Annotated in this window: 21 protein-coding genes; 11 read left to right on the top strand and 10 right to left on the bottom strand. The window is 40.5% G+C overall.

The annotated features are described in order from the left end of the window. Nucleotides 1–70 precede the first annotated feature (70 nt). Nucleotides 71–670: a Fe-S biogenesis protein NfuA gene (nfuA, locus tag C228_RS0102855; RefSeq protein ID WP_018651195.1), complete on the bottom strand. Its 600-nt coding sequence runs from the start codon at nt 668–670 to the stop codon at nt 71–73. A 478-nt stretch (nt 671–1,148) separates the two neighbouring features. On the opposite strand from nfuA, the gene C228_RS0102850 reads away from it, so the two are divergent. From C228_RS0102850 to mnmA, 9 genes are all read left to right on the top strand, one after another. Then, nucleotides 1,149–2,480, top strand: a complete 1,332-nt coding sequence (locus C228_RS0102850) for a Na(+)-translocating NADH-quinone reductase subunit A (RefSeq protein ID WP_018651194.1) — start codon at nt 1,149–1,151, stop codon at nt 2,478–2,480. A 2-nt stretch (nt 2,481–2,482) separates the two neighbouring features. Beyond that, nucleotides 2,483–3,730, top strand: coding sequence for an NADH:ubiquinone reductase (Na(+)-transporting) subunit B (locus C228_RS0102845; RefSeq protein WP_018651193.1), 1,248 nt, complete (start codon nt 2,483–2,485; stop codon nt 3,728–3,730). Continuing rightward, nucleotides 3,723–4,496 (top strand): Na(+)-translocating NADH-quinone reductase subunit C, encoded by a 774-nt coding sequence (locus C228_RS0102840; protein ID WP_018651192.1) that lies wholly within the window; start codon nt 3,723–3,725, stop codon nt 4,494–4,496. Before C228_RS0102845 ends, C228_RS0102840 begins: the two co-directional genes overlap by 8 nt. Next, a complete protein-coding gene (locus C228_RS0102835) occupies nt 4,496–5,119 on the top strand; it encodes an NADH:ubiquinone reductase (Na(+)-transporting) subunit D (RefSeq protein WP_005624087.1) in 624 nt (207 codons plus the stop codon). Before C228_RS0102840 ends, C228_RS0102835 begins: the two co-directional genes overlap by 1 nt. Nucleotide 5,120: 1 nt before the next feature. Continuing rightward, on the top strand, nt 5,121–5,717 hold the full coding sequence (gene nqrE / locus C228_RS0102830) for an NADH:ubiquinone reductase (Na(+)-transporting) subunit E (protein ID WP_005624085.1): 597 nt from the start codon (nt 5,121–5,123) through the stop codon (nt 5,715–5,717). A 10-nt stretch (nt 5,718–5,727) separates the two neighbouring features. Further along, on the top strand, nt 5,728–6,957 hold the full coding sequence (nqrF, locus tag C228_RS0102825) for an NADH:ubiquinone reductase (Na(+)-transporting) subunit F (RefSeq protein ID WP_018651191.1): 1,230 nt from the start codon (nt 5,728–5,730) through the stop codon (nt 6,955–6,957). Between the two features lie 204 nt (nt 6,958–7,161). Then, nucleotides 7,162–8,202 (top strand): FAD:protein FMN transferase, encoded by a 1,041-nt coding sequence (locus C228_RS0102820; protein ID WP_018651190.1) that lies wholly within the window; start codon nt 7,162–7,164, stop codon nt 8,200–8,202. Between the two features lie 12 nt (nt 8,203–8,214). Continuing rightward, nucleotides 8,215–8,460, top strand: coding sequence for a (Na+)-NQR maturation NqrM (gene nqrM, locus C228_RS0102815; protein ID WP_018651189.1), 246 nt, complete (start codon nt 8,215–8,217; stop codon nt 8,458–8,460). A gap of 238 nt (nt 8,461–8,698) precedes the next feature. Beyond that, nucleotides 8,699–9,868, top strand: coding sequence for a tRNA 2-thiouridine(34) synthase MnmA (gene mnmA / locus C228_RS0102810; protein WP_018651188.1), 1,170 nt, complete (start codon nt 8,699–8,701; stop codon nt 9,866–9,868). A gap of 98 nt (nt 9,869–9,966) precedes the next feature. On the opposite strand, the gene citC is transcribed toward mnmA, so the two are convergent. From citC to proC, 3 genes are read right to left on the bottom strand one after another with little or no spacing between them, the layout of a single operon-like run. Continuing rightward, on the bottom strand, nt 9,967–11,022 hold the full coding sequence (citC, locus tag C228_RS0102805) for a [citrate (pro-3S)-lyase] ligase (protein ID WP_018651187.1): 1,056 nt from the start codon (nt 11,020–11,022) through the stop codon (nt 9,967–9,969). After that, nucleotides 11,015–12,187, bottom strand: a complete 1,173-nt coding sequence (locus tag C228_RS0102800) for a 3-phenylpropionate MFS transporter (RefSeq protein ID WP_018651186.1) — start codon at nt 12,185–12,187, stop codon at nt 11,015–11,017. The genes citC and C228_RS0102800 overlap by 8 nt, the downstream gene beginning before the upstream one ends. After that, complete coding sequence (gene proC, locus C228_RS0102795; RefSeq protein ID WP_018651185.1) at nt 12,184–13,005, bottom strand: pyrroline-5-carboxylate reductase; 822 nt, start codon at nt 13,003–13,005, stop codon at nt 12,184–12,186. The genes C228_RS0102800 and proC overlap by 4 nt, the downstream gene beginning before the upstream one ends. 365 nt (nt 13,006–13,370) lie before the next feature. Between proC and rdgC the strand changes: the two genes are divergently transcribed. Continuing rightward, the gene (rdgC, locus tag C228_RS0102790) at nt 13,371–14,279 is read left to right on the top strand and encodes a recombination-associated protein RdgC (RefSeq protein ID WP_018651184.1); all 909 of its coding nucleotides are present in this window, start codon (nt 13,371–13,373) and stop codon (nt 14,277–14,279) included. A 20-nt stretch (nt 14,280–14,299) separates the two neighbouring features. After that, the gene (locus C228_RS0102785) at nt 14,300–14,905 is read left to right on the top strand and encodes a beta-phosphoglucomutase family hydrolase (RefSeq protein ID WP_018651183.1); all 606 of its coding nucleotides are present in this window, start codon (nt 14,300–14,302) and stop codon (nt 14,903–14,905) included. 148 nt (nt 14,906–15,053) lie between these two features. On the opposite strand, the gene C228_RS0102780 is transcribed toward C228_RS0102785, so the two are convergent. The 6 genes from C228_RS0102780 to C228_RS0102755 form a co-directional block, all read right to left on the bottom strand. Beyond that, nucleotides 15,054–15,422, bottom strand: a complete 369-nt coding sequence (locus tag C228_RS0102780) for a hypothetical protein (protein WP_018651182.1) — start codon at nt 15,420–15,422, stop codon at nt 15,054–15,056. 27 nt (nt 15,423–15,449) lie between these two features. Continuing rightward, nucleotides 15,450–17,231, bottom strand: a complete 1,782-nt coding sequence (gene nrdD / locus C228_RS0102775) for an anaerobic ribonucleoside-triphosphate reductase (RefSeq protein WP_018651181.1) — start codon at nt 17,229–17,231, stop codon at nt 15,450–15,452. A gap of 4 nt (nt 17,232–17,235) precedes the next feature. Beyond that, nucleotides 17,236–17,703: an anaerobic ribonucleoside-triphosphate reductase activating protein gene (gene nrdG, locus C228_RS0102770; protein WP_018651180.1), complete on the bottom strand. Its 468-nt coding sequence runs from the start codon at nt 17,701–17,703 to the stop codon at nt 17,236–17,238. A gap of 220 nt (nt 17,704–17,923) precedes the next feature. Continuing rightward, a complete protein-coding gene (locus tag C228_RS0102765; RefSeq protein ID WP_018651179.1) occupies nt 17,924–19,147 on the bottom strand; it encodes an HlyD family type I secretion periplasmic adaptor subunit in 1,224 nt (407 codons plus the stop codon). Continuing rightward, on the bottom strand, nt 19,125–21,341 hold the full coding sequence (locus C228_RS0102760) for a type I secretion system permease/ATPase (RefSeq protein WP_018651178.1): 2,217 nt from the start codon (nt 21,339–21,341) through the stop codon (nt 19,125–19,127). The genes C228_RS0102765 and C228_RS0102760 overlap by 23 nt, the downstream gene beginning before the upstream one ends. Before the next feature lies 1 nt (nt 21,342). Next, nucleotides 21,343–22,605 (bottom strand): TolC family protein, encoded by a 1,263-nt coding sequence (locus C228_RS0102755; RefSeq protein WP_018651177.1) that lies wholly within the window; start codon nt 22,603–22,605, stop codon nt 21,343–21,345. Nucleotides 22,606–22,841: the final 236 nt, after the last annotated feature.

Below are 22,841 nucleotides of genomic sequence, written 5' to 3'. Positions count from 1 at the left end.
AAGCGGTTAAATTTGGCTGAAAAATTGCAAAAAAAGCACGAGCTGAGTTACTCGTGCTTTTTTATGTTATTTAGTAGTAAGAATGTTCGCCGTGTTGGTGTTTGGTTACATCTTTCACTCCGACTAATTCGTCAGGGAACATGGCTAATAATTGTTTCTCGATTCCTTCTTTTAAGGTGACATCCACCATTGAACAGCCGTTACAGCCACCACCGAATTGTAGAATCGCATATTTATCCTCCGTCACTTCGATTAAAGTCACTCGACCGCCATGGCTTGCTAATTGCGGGTTTACCTGAGTTTGAATCACATAATCTAAGCGTTCAATAAAAGGTGCGTCATCCGCCACTTTACGCATTTTCGCATTTGGCGCCTTTAACGTGAGTTGTGACCCCATCGGATCCGTTACATAATCAATTTCCGCTTCATCCAAGAAAGGTAGGCTAATTTCATCAACAAATGCAGAGAAACCATTATATTCAAATTGTGTATCGGTCTCTTCTACGGCATTTTGCGGGCAATAAGAAACGCCACACTCGGCATTAGGGCTGCCCGGATTTACCACGAAAATACGGATATTGGTATTTTCTTCTTGTTGCTCTAGAAGACGGCGAAAGTGTGCTTGTGCCGCTTCAGAAATCGAAATATGAATGACTTCTTGTTGTTCCATTATGAGTTTCCAAATTCGTTATTTAAATTGAGTAAAATTATCGGGTATTCTACGCTTTACAGGCGGTTTTTTCTACTCGAAATTTTGTAATTACCAATTGTTACAAACTTTGCAAAAAGTTTAGAAAATCTGACCGCTTGTTTGGAGTTAAGACACTGAAATATGGATTACCCCTTTAGAGGTAAATGTTAAAAAATTGTCTAATAAATATTGATTTATTTCAAATATTCAAGGTCTAGCGCCCGAAAATCGTGTGTTTTTGTGGAAAGTTAGCTCGTTTTTAAGGTAAAATGCCTCGTTTATTTTAGCTTGTGAATTAATTCCGAGATAAAAACCCAGATTTGAGAACTTAATGTAACTTTTTAGAAACAAGTGGGGGAATTCGTTTGTTTTTAAATTAACGTTACGGCTCAAGAGAAGCGATTGCGATTTTTCGCAATCTTATTTTTTAACCCAAAAGAAAAGTAGTGCAAACAATATGATTACAATCAAAAAAGGCTTGGATTTACCTATTGCAGGTACGCCGGCACAAGTAATCCATAACGGCAATACCGTTAATGAAGTTGCGATGCTTGGTGAAGAATATGTGGGTATGCGTCCTTCAATGAAAGTTCGTGAAGGCGATGTAGTGAAAAAAGGTCAGGTACTTTTTGAAGATAAAAAGAACCCTGGCGTAGTATTTACAGCCCCAGCAAGCGGTACGGTAGTAACGATCAACCGTGGTGAAAAACGTGTTCTTCAATCAGTCGTAATTAAAGTTGAGGGTGATGAGCAAATTACCTTTAAGAGCTATGAAGCTGCGCAATTAGCCTCTTTATCAGCGGAACAAGTAAGAACAAATCTTGTTGAATCGGGTTTATGGACAGCATTCCGTACTCGTCCGTTCAGCAAAGTTCCTGCAGTTGATGCAACTCCGGCATCAATTTTCGTTAATGCAATGGATACTAATCCGTTAAGTGCTGATCCGACGGTGATCATTAACGAATACAAAAATGATTTCGAACACGGTTTAACGGTATTAACTCGTTTAGGCGTGAAAGTGAATTTAGTGAAAGCAGCTGGTGCGAACGTTCCTTCAGTTAGCGGTGTAAATGTACACGAATTTGCGGGTCGTCACCCGGCAGGTTTAGTGGGTACTCACATTCACTTTATTGATCCGGTAGGTTTAACGAAAACCGTATGGCATTTAAATTATCAAGATGTAATCGCAATCGGTAAATTATTTACCACGGGCGAGCTTTATACGGATCGTGTGGTCTCTCTCGCAGGCCCACAAGTGAACAATCCTCGCTTGGTGCGTACGCGTCTTGGGGCGAACCTTTCTCAATTAACCGCTAACGAATTGAAAGACGGCGAAAACCGTGTGATTTCAGGTTCAGTGTTAAGCGGTGCAACGGCGACGGGGCCGGTGGATTATTTAGGGCGTTACGCTTTACAGGTGTCTGTATTGGCGGAAGGTCGTGAAAAAATCTTCTTCGGTATGATCGCACCATATTCAGATAAATTCTCGATCACGCGTACTACCCTCGGTCATTTTGCGAAGAAATTATTTAATTTCACAACCGCCGTTCACGGTAGCGAGCGTGCAATGGTGCCGACAGGGGCGTATGAGCGTGTAATGCCATTAGATATTTTACCGACATTATTGTTGCGTGATTTAGCGGCAGGCGATACGGATTCTGCTCAGGCATTAGGTTGCTTAGAGCTAGATGAAGAAGATTTAGCGTTATGTACCTTTGTGTGTTCTGGTAAAAACAACTGGGGCCCATTATTGCGTCAGGCGTTAGATAAAATCGAGAAGGAAGGCTAAAAATGGGTTTAAAAAATCTTTTTGAAAAAATGGAACCCCATTTCCATCAAGGTGGGAAATATGAAAAATGGTACACGCTGTTTGAGGCGGCTTATACCATTTTCTATTCACCCGGTACTGTCACCCGTAAAGATGCACACGTTCGTGATGCGATTGACTCTAAACGTATGATGTTAATCGTGTGGCTCGCATTGTTCCCTGCAATGTTTTACGGTATGTACAACGTGGGCGTTCAATCATTAGCGGCATTAAACGTGGGCGATTTTGCTGCCAACGTACAAAATAACGTAGCGAATAACTGGCACTTTGCCCTTGCAAATACGTTCGGTTTCCTTTCACAAGACGCTGGCATATTGAGCAAAATGGGGATCGGTGCAATCTTCTTCCTACCAATCTACCTGACCATTTTTGCGGTAGGTGGTTTCTGGGAAGTGTTGTTTGCGATGATCCGTAAACACGAAATCAATGAAGGTTTCTTCGTAACGTCTATCCTTTTGGCGTTAATCGTTCCGCCAACATTACCATTGTGGCAAGCAGCACTTGCGACCACATTCGGTGTGGTGGTTGCCAAAGAGGTATTCGGTGGCGTGGGTAAAAACTTTATGAACCCAGCGTTGGTAGGACGTGCGTTCTTGTTCTTCGCTTATCCGGGGCAAATTTCAGGCGATTTGGTGTGGACAGCCGCAGACGGTTTCTCAGGTGCAACCGCACTTTCACAATGGGCTGTAGGTGGACAAGGTGCATTAAAACACGTTGCAACAGGCGAAACGATCACTTGGATGGATGCTTTCTTAGGTAATATCCCGGGTTCAATCGGTGAAACTTCTACTCTAATGTTGATCATCGGTGCAGCAATTATCGTATTTGCTCGTATTGCATCATGGAGAATCATCGCTGGTGTAATGGTTGGTATGGCGGCAACGGCAACATTATTTAATGTTATCGGCTCAGACACTAACCCATTGTTCTCAATGCCTTGGCACTGGCACTTAGTTTTAGGTGGTTTTGCATTAGGTATGTTCTTTATGGCAACAGATCCTGTTTCTGCTGCATTTACTAACAAAGGTAAATGGGCTTACGGTATCTTAATTGGCTTTATGTGCGTTTTAATTCGTGTAGTGAATCCGGCATACCCTGAAGGTATGATGTTAGCGATCTTATTTGCTAACTTATTTGCTCCAATCTTCGACTACTTAGTGGTTCAAGGTAATATCAAACGCAGATTAGCGAGGGTAGCAAACAATGGCTAAATTTAATAAAGATAGCGTTGGTGGTACACTAACCGTTGTGGTTTTATTAAGTTTGATCTGTTCTCTTATCGTAGCAGGTGCTGCGGTGTTGTTAAAACCAACACAGGATATTCAGAAACAGCTTGATAAACAAAAAAATATCTTACAAGCGGCTGGTTTAATGCAAGAAAAAACAAATGTGCAAGAAACCTACGCAAAATTCATTGAGCCTAAAATCGTTGATTTAGAGACCGGTGATTATGTTGAAGGTATTCAAAACTTCGATGCACGCACGGCAGCGAAAGATCCAGCAACTAGTGTTGCAATTAATCCGGCTGATGATAAAGCAAACATCAAAGTACGTGCTAAATATGCGGAAGTTTATTTAGTAAAAAACGAAGCGGGTAAAGTAAGCCAAGTAGTACTTCCTATGTACGGTAACGGTTTATGGTCAATTATGTACGGCTTTGTTGCGGTTCAACCGGATGCTAATACGGTAAATGGTATTACTTACTATGAACAAGGTGAAACAGCTGGTCTTGGTGGTGAAATTGCTAACCCTAATTGGCAGAAAAACTTTGTAGGTAAGAAATTATTCAACGCAAACAATGAAGTGGCGTTAACCGTAGGTAAAGGCGCTTCAGCAGATAAAGATCACGGTATTGATGGCTTATCTGGTGCGACATTAACTTCAAACGGTGTTGATGGCTCATTCAAATATTGGTTCGGCGCTAACGGTTTCGGTCCATATTTAGCGAAATTCAAAGCAGCAATGGGAGCTAACTAATGGCGAGTAACAATCTTAAAAAGTTATTGTTATCTCCAATCGCGGATAACAACCCGATTGCATTACAGATCTTAGGTATCTGTTCTGCATTAGCGGTAACTACTCAGTTACAAACTGCGGTAGTAATGGCGATTGCAGTAAGTTTAGTTACTGCTTTCTCTAGTATGTTTATTTCAATGATTCGTAACTTTATTCCTAACAGTATTCGTATCATTGTACAAATGGCTATCATTGCATCACTTGTAATCTTAGTTGACCAAATTTTACGTGCGTATGCATATGACCTATCAAAACAGCTTTCTGTATTCGTAGGTCTTATCATTACTAACTGTATCGTAATGGGTCGTGCTGAAGCATTTGCAATGAAATCAGGTCCGGTAGAAAGTTTCGTTGACGGTATCGGTAACGGTTTAGGTTACGGTGCGATGTTAATCATCGTGGCATTTTTCCGTGAATTAATTGGTTCAGGTAAAATCTTCGGTATTACCGTATTAGAAACTGTTCAAAACGGCGGTTGGTATCAAGCAAACGGTTTATTCTTATTAGCACCAAGTGCGTTCTTCATTATCGGTTTTGTGATTTGGGGAATTCGTACCTGGAAACCAGAGCAAGTGGAGAAATAAGATGGAACATTATTTAAGTCTATTTGTTAAGTCTGTATTCATTGAGAATATGGCACTTTCTTTCTTCCTTGGTATGTGTACATTCCTTGCGGTGTCTAAGAAAGTTTCAACTGCTTTTGGTTTAGGTATTGCGGTAATCGTAGTATTAGGTATTGCGGTACCGGCTAACCAATTAGTTTATACACACGTATTAAAAGACGGTGCACTTGTTGAAGGTGTGGATTTAAGTTTCTTAAACTTCATCACGTTCATCGGTGTGATTGCGGCACTTGTTCAAATCTTAGAAATGATTTTAGATAAGTTCTTCCCGGCATTATATAGCGCATTAGGTATCTTCTTACCGTTGATTACCGTAAACTGTGCGATCTTCGGTGGCGTATCATTCATGGTTCAACGTGAATACAACTTCACGGAATCCGTGGTTTATGGTATCGGTGCTGGTACGGGCTGGATGTTAGCAATCGTTGCGCTTGCAGGTTTAACTGAAAAAATGAAATATTCTGATGTTCCGGCAGGTTTACGTGGTTTAGGTATTACCTTTATCACTGTAGGCTTAATGGCGTTAGGTTTCATGTCATTCTCAGGCATTCAATTATAAGGAGCATATCGTGGATAGTAATTTTATTTTCGGTATTATCGCATTTACGGCTCTGGTATTAGTGCTTGCGGTGATCATTCTTTTCGCTAAATCAAAATTAGTCGATTCAGGTGATATTACCATCTCAATCAACAACGATCCGGAAAAAGGCATTACGCTTCCGGCGGGTGGTAAATTACTTGGTGCTTTAGCGAGTAAAGGTATTTTCGTATCGTCAGCTTGTGGCGGCGGCGGCTCATGTGGCCAATGTAAAGTACAAGTAAAATCTGGTGGTGGTGAAATTCTTCCAACCGAGTTATCGCACATTTCTAAGAAAGAAGCGAAAGAAGGTTGGCGTTTAGCATGTCAGGTAAACGTAAAATCTTCAATGGATGTTGAACTTCCGGAAGAAATCTTTGGTGTGAAAAAATGGGAATGTACCGTTATTTCTAACGATAACAAAGCAACTTTCATCAAAGAGCTTAAACTTCAAATTCCTGAAGGTGAAGAAGTACCTTTCCGTGCAGGTGGTTATATCCAAATTGAAGCGGAACCTCATACAGTTAACTATAAAGACTTCGATATTCCGAAAGAGTATCACGAAGACTGGGATAAATTTAACTTATGGCGTTATGTGTCAAAAGTGGACGAGCATATTATCCGTGCTTACTCAATGGCTTCATATCCGGAAGAGAAAGGCATCATTATGCTAAACGTGCGTATTGCAACGCCTCCTCCACGTAACCCAGATGTTCCACCGGGTCAAATGTCTTCATACATTTGGTCATTAAAACCGGGTGATAAAGTAACGATTTCGGGCCCGTTCGGTGAATTCTTTGCGAAAGATACTGATGCAGAAATGGTATTTATTGGTGGTGGTGCAGGTATGGCACCAATGCGTTCACACATTTTCGACCAATTAAAACGTTTAAAATCTAAACGTAAAATGTCATTCTGGTATGGTGCTCGCTCTAAACGTGAAATCTTCTACCAAGAAGACTTTGACCAATTAGCGGCTGAAAACGATAACTTCGTATGGCATGTAGCACTTTCAGATGCGTTACCGGAAGATAATTGGACAGGTTACACAGGTTTTATTCACAACGTACTTTATGAAAACTATCTGAAAAATCATGAAGCACCGGAAGACTGTGAATATTATATGTGTGGTCCACCAGTGATGAATGCAGCGGTAATTGGTATGTTGAAGAGTTTAGGTGTTGAAGACGAAAACATCTTATTAGATGACTTCGGTGGTTAATACCAAATAGGACAGGGTATAAATGTACCTTGATTTACAAGCGGTGTGATTTGCAAATTTTTTGTAAAACACACCGCTTGAAGTCGTTTAAATTGTTAGTGAAAAAGTTTGTTTTTACAGTCTTTTTCAATAGTAATTTCTTTTGTTGGGGCGAAGTGATGTATTCGTCCGTAAATATTACCTACTAAAATAAAGAGGTTTAATTTGAAACTTAAATCTATTTTAATTTTTGCAATGTCGGCAATTTTTTTAACCGCTTGTAATAAAAACTCGGAGCAAATTACCTTACAAGGTAAAACGATGGGCACAACCTATACGGTAAAATATATTGATGACGGAAAAGTTGCGCAGTTGGGAACCCCGGATGAAGTGCAGAAGCAATTGGACAGTTTATTGAAAACTGTTAACGATGAAATGTCTACCTACCAACAAGATTCGCAAATCAGTCGTTTTAATGCAATGCAAGAGATTAATAAATCGGTTGAAATTTCGCCTGATTTTGCCAAAGTTGTGAATGAAGCAATTCGACTAAATAAAGTGACAGAGGGGGCGCTAGATGTTACTGTCGGGCCTTTAGTTAACTTATGGGGGTTCGGGCCGGACAAACGCTTAAATAAAGTACCTTCAGCAGAACAAGTTACTGAACGTGCGGCGGCAGTTGGCATTGAAAAGTTAACATTAACCGGCAGTGATAAATCTTTATTAGCAAAATCTGTACCGAACCTTTATTTAGATCTTTCTTCTATCGCAAAAGGTTTTGGCGTAGATAAATTGGCAGAGCATCTCGAAAGTCTCGGTTTAGCGAATTACTTGGTGGAAATCGGTGGCGAGTTGCGTGGTAAAGGGAAAAATTTACAAGGTGCCGATTGGCGTATTGCGATTGAGCAACCAACGCTAGCGCAAGGACAAGCGGCACAGATTACCGTTCCATTACATAATTTAGGTATGGCGACTTCCGGTAATTACCGCAATTATTTTGAAGACGAACAAGGTAATCGTCTTTCACACATTATTAATCCGAAAGAACTACGTCCGGTTAGCCATAAATTAGCTTCGATTACCGTGTTTGCCCCGACTACAATGACAGCAGACGGTTTATCAACAGGTTTATTCGTATTAGGGCCGGAAAAAGCGCTGGAAGTGGCTGAACGTGAAAAGTTAGCGGTTTTCCTGATTATTAAGAACGGCGAAACATTTGAAACTAAAATGTCGAGCGAATTTGAAAAATTAATTAACCAAAAATAATTGGAGTGAACGATGGAAACATTATTAATTACCTTCGGCTTTTTTGTTGCCGTGATTTTTGCAATGTCGATTGGTTTTATCGTAAAAGGAAAAACAATCAAAGGCAGCTGTGGCGGTATTACTGCATTAGGTATGAAAAAAATGTGTGACTGTGAAGAGCCTTGTGACAATCTGAAAGTTAAAATGGCGGATGGTACGGCTGATCCTGAAGAAGTGGCTCGTTTCAGCAAAGAACCGCAATTTTACGAAGTAAAATAAAATATAAAGGACATATATCCCTCTCCCCTTGCGGGAGAGGGACAGATTTTTCTTTGTATAAAAGAAAAATCAGGGAGAGGGGAAAGCGGTTTAAAAATTGTTAAACCTTACAGTCTCTTTTCAATATTTTAATGGCACAAACATTCGGTTTGTGCCGTTTTCTATATGTGTAAGTAAATATTTACCATCTGTTAAATCAACCAATGTGCTTCGCCTTAACCGAAGTTACGGGAGAATTATGACAAATCAAACTCAACTAAGCTCAAAAACTTATGATACTCACTTTGCTAAATTAACCGCTGAGCAATTTGCGGAGAATGCGAAAAAGAAAGTGATTATTGGAATGTCCGGCGGTGTGGATTCATCAGTATCCGCTTTTATTCTGCAACAACAAGGTTATCAAGTTGAAGGCCTGTTTATGAAAAACTGGGAAGAAGACGATGATACCGATTATTGTACCGCAGCGGCGGATTTAGCCGATGCTCAAGCGGTGGCGGATAAGCTGGGTATGAAACTGCACAAAATCAATTTTGCTGCAGAATATTGGGATAATGTTTTCGAGCATTTCTTAAACGAATATAAAGCGGGTCGTACACCAAATCCGGATATTCTTTGTAATAAAGAAATCAAATTTAAAGCATTTTTAGAATATGCAGCGGAAGATTTAGGTGCGGATTATATTGCAACCGGCCATTATGTACGCCGTAGTGGGGATGATAACAACGCACAATTATTGCGCGGTTTAGATACAAATAAAGATCAAAGTTATTTCCTTTACACTCTAAGCCATAGGCAAGTCGGACAGAGCCTATTCCCAGTGGGTGATATTGAAAAGCCAATTGTACGTCAAATCGCTGAAGATCTAGGTTTAGCGACCGCGAAGAAAAAAGATTCGACCGGTATTTGCTTTATCGGTGAACGTAAATTTAAAGATTTCTTAGCGCGTTATTTACCGGCACAACCGGGTGAAATCAGAACAGTGGATGGTAAAGTTGTCGGTCGCCATGATGGGTTGATGTACCACACTCTCGGACAGCGTAAAGGGCTGGGCATTGGCGGCGTGAAAGGGTTAAGCGAAGATCCGTTTTATGTGGTCGAAAAAGACCTCATCAATAATGTACTGGTCGTGGCACAAGGTCATGATAATTCGGCATTGCTTTCAAGCGGTTTAATCGCAACTCAGCTACACTGGGTGGATCGTCAGCCGATTCGTGAAAATATACGTTGCACGGTAAAAACGCGTTATCGTCAAACGGATATCGCGTGTGAAATTCAACCAATGGATGATGATACGATTCGAGTTATTTTTGATGAACCGCAAATTGCGGTAACACCGGGACAATCAGCGGTCTTCTACCAAGGCGAAGTGTGCTTAGGTGGCGGTGTTATCGAAGAACAATTGAAGTAAAGATTAACTTACTTGTATAAAGCAAGCGGTCATATTTTGTAAGAAATTTGCAAAATATGACCGCTTGTTTTTTAGCATCTCTTTTTTACATTTCTTTTTTAATAGTGCCTTACATTATCTGTTGCTTGAATACGTGCAATAACCGGTTTTGCTGCTTCGCTGGTAAAAAATTGATATGTAGAAGCCGGCACCATCTGTTTCATCGTAGTGAAATCACCATTTTTAATCAACTCTCGAACAGCAGAAGCGCTAATGATTTGTTCATCCACGTCTTTGCGAGGCACGATAACGCATTTGATACCTTGTTCTGGTAATTTGTCTTGCATAATTTGGTTATAAATATTGGTTACTCGGCTAAAAGGCTCATCGCCAACGTAACGACGTTGAATGCCTAACGCAGTAGCAATACGTGTAAAAATTTGCAGATCGAGCATTGCATTACTTTCAATGACCGCATTATCATTCTCTTGGAAGTAACTCGGGAAGGTTGCCGAACTAATAATATAAGAACCGCTTTCATGGCAAATCACATTGTTTAAATGTGCTACGCCCTGTTCTACCAATTGTTTTCGAACTGCAAACGGAACCAAACTTTTATCTTCAGACACAATAAAAAGATGTACCAGATCATTTTCGCTTGCGGCTTTTTCCACCAAATAAAGGTGCCCCAAAGTAAACGGATTGGCATTCATTACGATCGCCGCCACCCGTTGAGTCGCGAGAGGAGTCGGACTACAAGCGGTCAAATTTGCTAAATAATTTGCAAATCCGGTGCGCTGATTTTCCATAAAGGAAATTTTCCCTTCTATACGGGCAATCTCATAAAAGCCTAAATTGGCAAAAAATTGGCTGGTGGAGGTTTTGGTATAGAGAAAAATATGTGAATTACCTCGCTCAAATTGTTCATTAATTAAATGCGTAACAATTTGATTCATTAAGCCTTCGCCTTGATGTTGATGAGACACCGCTAAGCAACGTAGCGTATTTGAAAAACAACTGCCGGTTGCAATCACTTCATCATCGTTGTTATACATCGCACAAGTGTAATCAAGATTATTATCTCTACGAATGCCTTCTTGTTCGAGCAGCTGATCAATTGCCTGATAAGTGGTTTTGTCGGATGCAAACACTTTACCAATGTTATATTCAGACATGATTTTCCCCTTGCACTAGTTTCACTTCAAATTTTTTTGGCACAATCAAAGTTGCCGGTACAACAATAATCGCCATCAGCCAGAAGACAAAATTCGGCATATCTTGATATAACATTCCCGATACAAAGGTAAAGATCGCGGTAAAGCCACAATTCGATAAGGCAAAATATAAGCCCTGCAATTTGGTAATTTTCTCCGGACTTTGGGCTGAAATATAACGAATCATTGCATAGTGTGCCATTCCGAACGTGATGGCATGGAATGTTTGTGAGATTGCCAACAGAGTAATTTCGGTAGTTGAAGCCAAAACTGACCAACGAATAATCGTAATCACACTGGCGATGATTATCAAGTGAGAAATACGCCATGCTTTAAATAAGCGGTTAGAAAATAAGAAAAATAAAATTTCGGCACATACCGCAAATCCCCATAACAAGCTGCTGGTTTGGGTGGAAATACCGGCTGCCGACCAATGAATCGTACTATAAATATAGTAAGCGGCGTGTGAACCAAGAATTAATGAAACGGCAAACATCATACGTAACGTAGTCGGCTCTTTGAGAATTTGCCAATAGCTGAGAGTTGATGAAGAGTTCTTATCTTGTTGATTTTCAAAGCTGACTTTAGGTGTAAGTAATTGCCCACAGCCTAATAAGATAAAGAAACCGAACATAATCCAAATAATGGAGTCTTCACCCAGCCAGCCGGTTAAATAACCGGTACTCAGTGAGCCGACCACAAAAGCGATTGAGCCAAATAAACGGGCTTTGCCGTAATCAATGCCGACTTGTTGTTGCCAAAGCGAAGCAATGCTGTCACCGATAGGCATTGCACCGGCGTTAAAAATATGGAAAAGCATCAACGCAGGGAATAGCAACCAAATAGAATCTACCGACCACACAATGAGAATAATCGCAATCAGATTTAATAACGTCAGCACACGCGCGGTTGGAATTAATTGATTGGACGATTTAACCTGTTGTGATGACAGCATTCCGCCGGCAAAACGGAATAAATAGCCGAATGAGGCGAGTAAACCGATCATCTCGGTGCTATAGCCATGCTGTTTTAGCCATACGGGCATAAATGGTAAAAATACGCCGTAAGCGCAAAAGAAACCAAAGAAATTAAATGCCGCCCACTGGAATGGGGTTAGTTTTATCATAGTTGTTGCTCCATTTCTTCCGCTCGGTGAATAGCTGCCCACATTGCTTGATCAACCGTTTCCGTTAATGCGTGTTGTTCAAATACTTCCAGAGCTTTAGCTGTTGTTCCACCTTTTGAAGTCACGTTTTCTCGTAATGTTGACAGAGGCGTATTCGGGTTTGCTTCGACTAATTTTGCTGCGCCTAATGCGGCTTGTTGCACCAATAAACGTGCATCAGCTTCACTGAATCCCATTTGCATTGCACTTTTCTGCATTGCTTCCATAAAACGGAAGAAATAGGCAGGGCTGGAACCGGTCACTGCAATAATATGATTGATTTGCTGTTCTTGCTCGACCCAATAGCATTTCCCTACTGCCGACATTAAGCCCTCCGCAAATTGACAAGCGGTCGAATTTATTGATTTTTTTGCAAATAACCCGATCATACCTTCGCCAATCAGCGAGGGCGTATTCGGCATGGTGCGGATGATATTTTTTGCAGTGGGTAAAAGCTGTTCTAAACGAGCAACTGAAATCCCTGCTGCGATAGAAATCACGGTTTTATTCGAAAAATCTATGCTGGAAAATTCGCTGCAAACTTCAGCCATCATTTGTGGTTTGACTGCCAATACAATGGCTTCCGCCTGTTCAACTGCTTCACGATTGGTAAAATTTGTTGCAATGCCGATTGCTTGTAATTCCGCTCGGCGAGCTAAATTGCTTTTGTTGCAAGCGATGATTTGCGAGGCAGGATAATGGCTTTTTAGTAAGCCTTGAATGATGGCGTATGCCATATTGCCGGTGCCGATAAAGCTTAGAAGTGGGTAGTGTTTCATTATTATTTTTCCAGCTGATGTTAATAAATTTATCTGTTTTTTGTCACTTTCTTTGCTTCACCAAAGAAAGTAACCCTCAAAAAGTAACTGAAGAAAGGCGACCCCAGATTTTCCTTCTCCCTACGCTTATTGCTAACATTGCTAACTTTTGAGGCGAACTTTTCAAACTCGTTTGCAAGCAAACTCAAACACGAAAAGTTGCCTTCAAAAGTTTATGCAACCGCTTCGGCGGAAAATAGGGGATAGATCACAATTTCCCTCAAGCTCCCTTTCTTTAGAAAAAGGGGAAAGGAGATTTGATTAGAGCCTAAAGGAGAAATCTGTTAGAATTTTACCCATTCTAACACCCTAAAAGGATCATAAAAATGTTCTGGTTCAAAAATGTCATGATTTATCGCCTGACTTCGCCGCTTTCGTTGGAAAGTCATTCTTTGGAGAAGCAACTTCAACAAACTAAATTTAGCCCTTGTTCACAAAGCGATATGAGTAAATTCGGTTGGGCGAGTCCGCTTTCCGGGTCGGAATTATTACATTTTTCACAGGGCAAACAGTTTCTATTAGTTTCACATAAAGAAGATAAATTGTTACCGGCGAATGTGGTTAAAAAAGAAACGGAAGAACGTATAGCCGTTTTAGAAGAAAAAGAAGCCCGTAAGCTCAAGAAAACCGAAAAACAGGCTATCAAAGATGATGTGGTGGCAATGTTGTTGCCTCGAGCATTTAGTAAACATCAACTTACCGCAATTTGGTTGGATTTAGATGCCCAGCTAGTTTATGTTGATGCCGGTTCAAGCAAACGAGCGGAAGATACGCTCGCATTATTGCGTAAAACATTAGGATCGCTACCTGTTGTGCCAATTTCATTTGCTTTATTGCCGAGTGAAGTGATGACGAACTGGATTGCCAAAGGACATACGCCGAATTGGTTGAATTTATTAGAAGAAGCTGAGCTGAAATCGTTTGACACAGACAGCGTAATCCGTTGCAAACGCCAAGATCTAGAAAGCGAGGAGATCGCTCAACACTTACAAGCGGGCAAATTTGTTACAAAACTTGCAATTGATTGGGAGAACCATTTCTCGTGTGTATTGAATGAAGATGCAGCCCTTTCCCGTGTTAAATTTGCCGATGAAGTGCGTGAGAAGAATGACGATATTTTAAAAGAAGATATTGCTCAACGTTTCGATGCGGATTTCTTGTTAATGACTGAAGAACTCAAATTATTTACTCAAAAAATGATTGAGGAATTTGGCGGCATTAAAGAACGTATCTAGGCATATTTAGGGAGGGCGTTATGTTAGTCAGTACGGAAACTTTAGATCAATATCAAGCATTAATTTTTGATATGGATGGAACCATTATTGATACGATGCCAAGCCACGCAAAAGCGTGGGAGATTACCGGTGAATATTTTGGCTATCAAGTGGATAGCTCGGTAATGTACGAGCTAGGCGGTGCAACCACTTACACTATCGGGCGTGAAATTATGCAACGAGCAAATATGCCGATGGAATTGCTAGAAGAAGTGGTACAAATGAAGCGTAAAATTGCGATGGAGCTTACTTATGAATATTCCTCTCTGTTACCGGCCTTTGAGATTATCCAACATTATTCAGGCAAAAAGCCATTAGCCGTTGGCACGGGGGCGCACCGTGTTCAGGCGTATAAATTACTCGATAAGTTTAATCTTCGTCCGTATTTCAACACGATTGTTGATGCCGATGATGTCAAACAACATAAGCCATCACCTGAAACCTTTTTATTATGTGCTGAGCGTTTAGGCGTAGAGCCGAAATACTGCCTTGTATTTGAAGATGCCGATCTTGGTATCCAAGCTGCCCTTGCCGGTGGAATGGATGTGTTTGATGTGAGAATGAATCAGCTTACAAAAGCACGATAATTTTTTCTTGATTGCTTTTCTAATTAACTTAACTTCTTAATGACAAATACTCTTTCCCACAGATGGATGAGGGTAAAAATAAGCGGTTAAATTCTTTCAAATTTTTGCAAAAATTGAGAGAAATTAAACCGCTTGATGCCCATACGGATTAGATACAAAATATTTCTTGAATCCATTCATTCTTGTCATATGGTCCGTGAATGGATGCAAAGCAACCTTTACTTTCTACATTTCTATTTAGATTAGTCGCAACCCAATCAACAATACAAATGATTTTTCCTGAGTCATGGACAACACCTTTTACGATACCCAAATGACAAATCCGAATATCTTTTGCTCCTTTACCATTCATTTTTTTTATTGCTATGCGATCTCCTTTTTTGATGGTATCGCCTTTAGCAAATTGTGAAGGCTGCTGATCTTTTTTCCAACCAAGCATCCAATAACCATTTTCAATAAAAGTTTCATCCTGATGTTCAATTCCACCCCAAGATGCACCAACAAGCCAATATTTCATAGTTTACTCTCCTTGATTAAAATTAAATTACGCCGCTTCTCTATGATAAAAACGCAAGCTATGTTCTTTTTGGCGGGCGGAGCTGAAAGCGGATACACGTTTTAAGTAGCCGATCACTCGTGTGCCGTAATCAATATTTTGCGAACCGCATTTTGAACAACTGCATAAGGTGCGTTTATCAATATGTGCACATTCATTACAAATCGTGATTTTCACGTTAATACAGAAATAGTTACAACCGGTTTTAGCTGCAATATCAAGTAACGAGCGGTAGCCAGTTTGGGTTAATGCTTCATCTAAATTAAGGTGAAGTGCTGAGCCACCATCTAACCACTCAATTAGCTCTTTTCCGTGGAGCAAGAATTTATCCAAAGCATTAGTATTTTCATCTTCCACCACATAGAAATAGGAGTTGTAGCAGTCACGAGGCACAAAATAGCCGTCTTGTTTATCCCATTTTGCATTTTTCACGCCAAGATTTTCCGCCGGTACAAATTCGGTATTGAATTTCACGCCATATTTTTTGGACGCGGTTTGATTTGCTTCAAAAATCACTTTTAAACGGCTTTGTACAAATTGCATATACTCTGGGTTATAACCGACAGTTAATCCCTGTGATTCGGCAGCCTCCGCCATTCCATTAATACCAATCGTGAGGAATTGCTTATCCAAAGAAATAAATCCAGCGTCATAAACCGGTAACATTCCGGCGGCTAAATATTCTTCCATTAATTTACGATAAGCGTATTGATATTTATGAATTTTGCCAACTTCTTCTTCTAAATTGCGTCCATCTTGCACTAAACGGTTCATATTGATGGTAATGACGTTAATCGAACCGGTCGCCACGCCGCCAGCACCTAATGAATAAGAGAAGGTGTGATCCGAGATTTCATTACGTAAACGGCAGCAAGAAGCAAGTGAATCAGGGTTATCAGATTGATAGATAAAAAATGAATTACCCTGTGACAACTCTTCCGCCATTTGCTCGGCAAATTCATTGTCTTTGCATTTGCCGTTTTCAGTCAGCATTGCAGCTGTGACCACCGGGAAAGTTAAAATCGCTTTAGTACGTTCTTGGTTAAACCATTTCATAAAGAAAATTTGTAGCGCGGCGGTTGTTTCCCAATTCGGGCGTTCAAAATCAGGGAACACAAAATTACCGAACATCGCATCAAAATAGTGTTTGTCATACAGTGAAATATTCCAAAACACGCTTTGGTAACCGCGTGCGGCAGCCGGTTGGTTAATACTGTAAATCACTTGTTGTAGGTAGTTTTCGATTTCGCTACGGTGGGTTTCAAGGTAGTTATCGCCAAAATCTTTACGGGCAAAATAGTCAAAATAAGTGAGAAACTCAACGGTGGCAACCGCACCAGCAAATTGTGAGCTGACCGCAAATACAAAATTCACAAACGAGCCACAGAATGACGCAAGGTGTTTCGGTGCTTTAGATTCGCCACCCAATTTGGTGAGTCCGTCACGTAAGAAAGGATACATCGTAACTGATACGCAATAAGGCTTGAGGCTGGTTTCATCGTGTACGTAAATTTCGTGCGCTTCAATTTGGCGTAGGTATTCACCGGCAAGCTCTTCATCAAATAATTCGGTAATTTTACGACTGACTTTGGCACGATTAATTTGCACAAAGAAGTCTTTCATCATTTCGTTTTCCATAGTGGCGATGTTTTTTTGAGTAACATTGGCATTTGCGTCCATTTTGGAACCGTCCGCTGCGTTTTTGGCGTGCAGATAATGATCGATAAAGCCTAGCTTGCCTTCAAGTTGATTAGGTTGTAAGCGAATCATGTAATTAAACTCCCTTGCTAAATAAGTGATTGAGATTTTCACCGGTGCGTAAATCAATAAAACGTTGATTGGTGGTAAGGCTGTCTAAACCGCCTCTTTCTGCAATCCAACGCCCTGTTTTTAGGTAGGTTAATTGCGAAAGTAACTCTGCGGAAAGCTCATCTCGTTCAAGCCCAGTATAAAGGCAAGTCTGTAGCCCTCTTTGTTTGCAGTAACTCAGTAGCGGAATAAGTTGTTCAGGCAGCCATTCTCCACCCATAAAAAGTACGCAGCTGACTAAGCCTTGGTATTTATTTAATTGCTCGGCGAGATAATTTTTCGTCAAGATTTGACCGCTTCCAACCTTCCAGCTTTCTGTACTATGACAGCCTTTACAGCCTAACGGGCAGCCAGTGATTAAGAAGGCGAGTGAGGTTTCACGCGGCACTTCTTGCCAAACAATTCGTTCCAAGCAGAATCTGAGGTTTTTCATTTGTTATAAAATTGTTGCTATATATTGTGTTATTTTTTTGTCTCTGGCACAATATGTTGTGTATTTTAGTTATTTTTTTTGAAAATAAAATCGAAAAATTTGCAGGGAAGGGGTTGCAATTTGCTAAGTGATGGAAAAATAAAGCGGATAACGGATTGTAAATTTTTGTGACAAAAAAGGTTGTCTGAAGATCAGACAACCTTATAAAAATGATGATGATTTAGCGCTCTTGCATTGCTTGCTTCATACGCGTAATCGGTTTGATGAGATATTGGAAGATCGTTTTTTCACCGGTTCGGATATCAACCGTGGCGGTCATCCCCGGTGTAATCTCAAGCGGATTGCCATTTTTATCGAAGATTTTACTTTCGTTGGTTTCGATTAAAATACGATAGTAAGATTCTTCCGGATTTAATTTTAACGTATTCTGTGTACGGTCATCTTGTAGCGTATCTGGGCTGATGATTGTCACTTTTCCTTCAAGTCCGCCATAAATTGCATAATCATAGGCGCTAATTTTAACCAATGCAGGCTGCCCGTTGCGTATAAAGGCGACATCTTTCGGGCTAATATAGGCTTGTACTAACAATTTTTCATCTAGCGGCACAATTTCCAAAATATCTTGTCCGGCTTGAACTACACCGCCGACCGTATTAATTTTAATATTTTTCACAATACCACGCAGTGGCGCTTTAATTTGTGAACGTTCCACCGGATCCGCATACATCGCAAGCGTTTCTTTTGCTTGGGCGAGTTCTGATTCCGTACGAACTAACTCTTCATTTGCTTCAGCCGCATAGCGATTCTTACGCTCAGCAATTTGTTGAGCCAGATCGGCTGATTGGCGTTTGGTTCGAAGGAGTTCAACTTCAGACATTACCCCTCTTTTAACCATTGGCGAGGTTAGGGCGATTTCACGGTCCAATAATGCTTTGCTATGGGTTAGTCCTTTTACTGCATCACTCATTGCTCGTAAGCGAACTTGATAAGCTGCTTTTTCTCGAGCTTGAATTTCAGCCGGTATAGAGGCATCAAATTTCAGCGGCATACCGTAAGCTTCGGCTTGTAAACGAGTCGCAACCGCCTGTAAGTTTTGCACCTTTGCTTTACTTTCTCGTAGCATAGCGGAACTGCGGGTATCGTCCAAAGTAAGTAAAATCTGGTCTTTTTCGACAATATCGCCTTCTTTTACTTTCATTTCGCGAATAATACCGGGATCAAGGCTTTGCACGATTTGTTCTCGGCTACTTGGGATAACGCTACCTTGTCCACGTGTCACTTCCTCTAGCGGGCTGTTATATGCCCAGATTACGAAGACCACCAGAAAAGCGAAGAACAATATAATCACTGTAAAGATGCCACGATGTTTTTCTGTTTGCATTGCGGCGTTCAGATCGTTAATCAAAGCAAGATCCGCTTGGCTAATTTTTTCTTGGTTGCTCATTATTTTCACTTCCTTGAGATTGTGTTGCTACAGGTTCTGCTTGTTTAGTACTAGCGGTCGAATTTTGTTGTTTTTTTGCTTGTTCATTCTCACGCAATTTTGCTAACACAGTATCACGAGGACCATCTAGTATGATTTTGCCATTTTCTACCACGATTACTCGTTCAACAATTCGTAATACTTGCGGACGATGTGTAACTACCAGCATCGTACGATTTTTCGTCCAATTCGCTAAAGCGTTTAACACCATCATTTCCGAGCCTTGGTCAAGATCGCTGGTCGGTTCATCAAGCAAAACAACTTTTGGATCTTTTAAGGTTAAGCGTGCTAAGGCAACTAATTGCTTTTGACCACCGGATAGCCCTTGTCCGTTTTCACCTAAAGGCATATCTAAACCGCGAGGATGCTGTTGGATAATGCGATCTAAGCCGAAACGACGTAGCGCCAGCAATAGCTCTTGGTCACTGGCGAAATTGTCTGTACGAGCCAGATCTAAGTTTTCACGTAATGAACCTAAAAATAAGCGAGGTGACTGGCTAAACAGTGTTATTTGGTTACGTAAGAAGTTTGGATCAATTTGGCGTAAATCCACATTATCTAATGTAACGTTACCTTTGCTTGGTTCGTATAAACCAGAAGCCAATTTAAGTAATGTTGTTTTGCCGCTTCCGATTCTGCCTAAAATACCGATTTTTTCACCCGGTTTTATCTGTAAATTCAACCCTGAAACAATATCGTTACCTTGCGCCGAATATTGGAAATGTGCTTGGTTAAATTGAATATGTCCCTGTACCGATGACAGCGTAATATATTTACGGTCCGGATCTCGCTCGGTCGGGCGCTCAATAATACTATCCAAACCTTTTAATGCTAGACGAGCTTGTTGGAAACGTGTCGCCAGTCCGGCAATTTGTGACAATGGCGCCAATGCTCGGCCGGAAAGAATAACGGAAGCAATCAATGCACCCATCGTAATACGAGATGTCTCATTCTCCGCATGGATAAGGTAAGTCCCGACGACAACTAAGAAAACCGTATTCAGTTGCTGCATCGCCGTTGAAAAATTCACTACAAAATTGCTTAAGTCCTTTACCTTAATCTGTGTCGCAGCAGTCTTTGCCGTATAAGAATCCCAACGCTGTTGCGCCCAATTTGCCGCATTATTGGTTTTTAAGGTTTCAATACCGTCAATCACTTCCACAACTAAACCTTGTCGCTGTGAACTTTCGCGCATGGTTTTATTAATGTTTTCGGCAATTTTCGGTTGTACCGCAAAACCGACAATCATCACGATTGGGATAATGATCAATGGCACGAGCGCTAAGGAACCTCCCACCAAGAAAATCACAAAAATAAATAACAATACGAAAGGTAAGTCTACTAAAACCAGTAAACTTGCGCTGGTCATAAACTCTCGAACGGATTCAAATTCTCGTAAGTTATTAGCATAGGAGCCGGAAGATGCCGGTTTATCGACTAAACGTAGCCCCACAACCCGTCTAAAAATAGCTGAACTTATCAGTAAATCGGCTTTTTTGCCAGCGATGTCAGTGAGATGTCCTCGAATTAATTTAGCCGCCAATTCAAAACTAATTGCTAGCACTACGCCGATACTTAATGCCCAAAGGGTTTCATACGTTTTATTTGGAATCACTCGGTCATAAACGTTCATCACATAAAGTGAGCTGACTAAGGCTAAGAAATTGATGATAAACGTTGCTAAGATCACTTGATAATAATAAGAGCGGAAACGCCAAATCACCTTCCAGAACCAAGCTTTCGGCATATGGTATTCCGGCAATTCGGAACGTTGATCTTTACCCGTTTGAGGCTTAATAAACCAACAATATCCTAAATAATTCTGAGCAAGTGAATCAGCGGATACGCTATGCGTGATGCCATTTTGATACAGATGATAAATTCTATCCTTACCTGCACCTTCAATTTTCGTGACAATCGCCGCTTCTTCATTTTGTAAGACCACCAATACCGGGGTTGAAAGCGAAGGAATATCTTTTAAGTCACGACGAGAAATTTGGTTTTCAAATCCATGTGAACGTAAAACTTCTACTAAGGACTGAAAATTTACATTGAGGTTTTGTTCTCGTATCACTTGCGCTGAAAGCGCCTCTTTGGCAACTGGCGAACCGTGTAATTGAGTGATATGAGCTAAGTGGTCAATAATTGCTTTCAATTTATTTACCTTTTTCTTCCGTTAAGTTCAGAGTGCTAAAACCAGCCCAACTTGCTAATTTGGCTTGAGAAACCAAATAGAGTAAAGCAGCATCTCGATAATCATTGCGTGCTGCAACTTCTTCTGCTTGTACACTGGTTAATTCTTGGTATGCGTCCAGCAAATTAAGTAATGATTTTGTTGCAATATCAAATTGTAGTTCGGTATCGTTAACGACTTTGCGCTGTAATTTGATTTGCCGTTGTGTAATTTTGGCGAGTTTCTGCGAGCGAAACATTTCTTGTTCCGCTGTGCGAGCTCTTTCTTCCATTTCTAATTTAATGCTTCGAAGTTTTGCATCTGCAGCAGTTTGAGAATGACGGCTTCTTTCCGCTTCATGTTTTGTCGCGGAGTTGTAAATATCCCACGATACACCGACATATACCTCTCGCTCATGACGGCTTGCGGAACCCTCCAAATTAATTGAAGGTAATCGGCGGGCTTCAGCTGCTTTAACGGCGGCTTTCGTACTCTCGAACTCCTTTTCTTGTGCAAGATATGTTGGGTTTGTCGAAAGATTATTGCTACGATAGCGCTTCAAAAATGCAAGAGTATCTTGAGATGAGAAAGGATCTTGAAGCGCATTCTTATCCACTTCGTTTTTACTGTATCGTCCTAATTGGCTCAAATTTGTATAAAGAATACGCTCTTGACGGGCGATATTTGTTTCTACTTGATTACGGCGAGTTACCGCTTCATTTAATTCAAATGTTCTGCCGGGATCATAAGAAACAATTATTTTTAAATCTTCAATTAATTTTTTATGACGAGCTAGGCTTTCCTGATATATAGCAATATTTTCTTTTGCGCGTAATGCACTTAAATAATATTGCCCGATTGTTTGCCCCATTGTTTCACGCGTTTCGCTAAATTTGTGTTGATAATATTCGACACGATGTTTATCTCGTTCAATTTCAGCTTCTACTGCTCCCCAAGAATAGAGGTTTATTCTGCCGTTAATGCTAGGGTCGGAGCGTCTCTCCCCTTGGTAAGTATGCTTTTGTGCGAGTATTTTATTCTGGCTGAGAGAAATAATCGGATGATGACCGGCTTCTGAAATTTTAGTTTGGCTTTCTGCGATACGAATGTTTGCTCTCGCTTCATCTAAATTTGGATGTTGCGTAAAAGCATATTGCAAAATTTGTTTTAAACTTTCGGCTTGAGAGTGTGATGGGGCGAATAAAAATAATCCAACACTTAATAAAGTATAATAAGATTTTTTCATGGAGACATATTCAGCAGAAATAAAATAGATGGAAAATATTCTAGCACGCATTAGGCAATAAAACGGAAAATAGGTTCTAAAATAGTACGTAAAAAAATTCATAAAAATCATACAGTAATGCAAGCAAAACTAATAAAGATTAATATAGTGAATATTTTTTATTGTTAGAAATAGCAAAAGACAGGATAATAGCCGAAATTTTTTGGCTTTTGCATGTTACAAGCGGTCAAATTTTT

The sequence above is a fragment of the Actinobacillus capsulatus DSM 19761 genome, from assembly GCF_000374285.1.
Lineage (GTDB): Bacteria > Pseudomonadota > Gammaproteobacteria > Enterobacterales > Pasteurellaceae > Actinobacillus > Actinobacillus capsulatus.
This window is presented reverse-complemented; position numbering and strand designations above follow the sequence as displayed.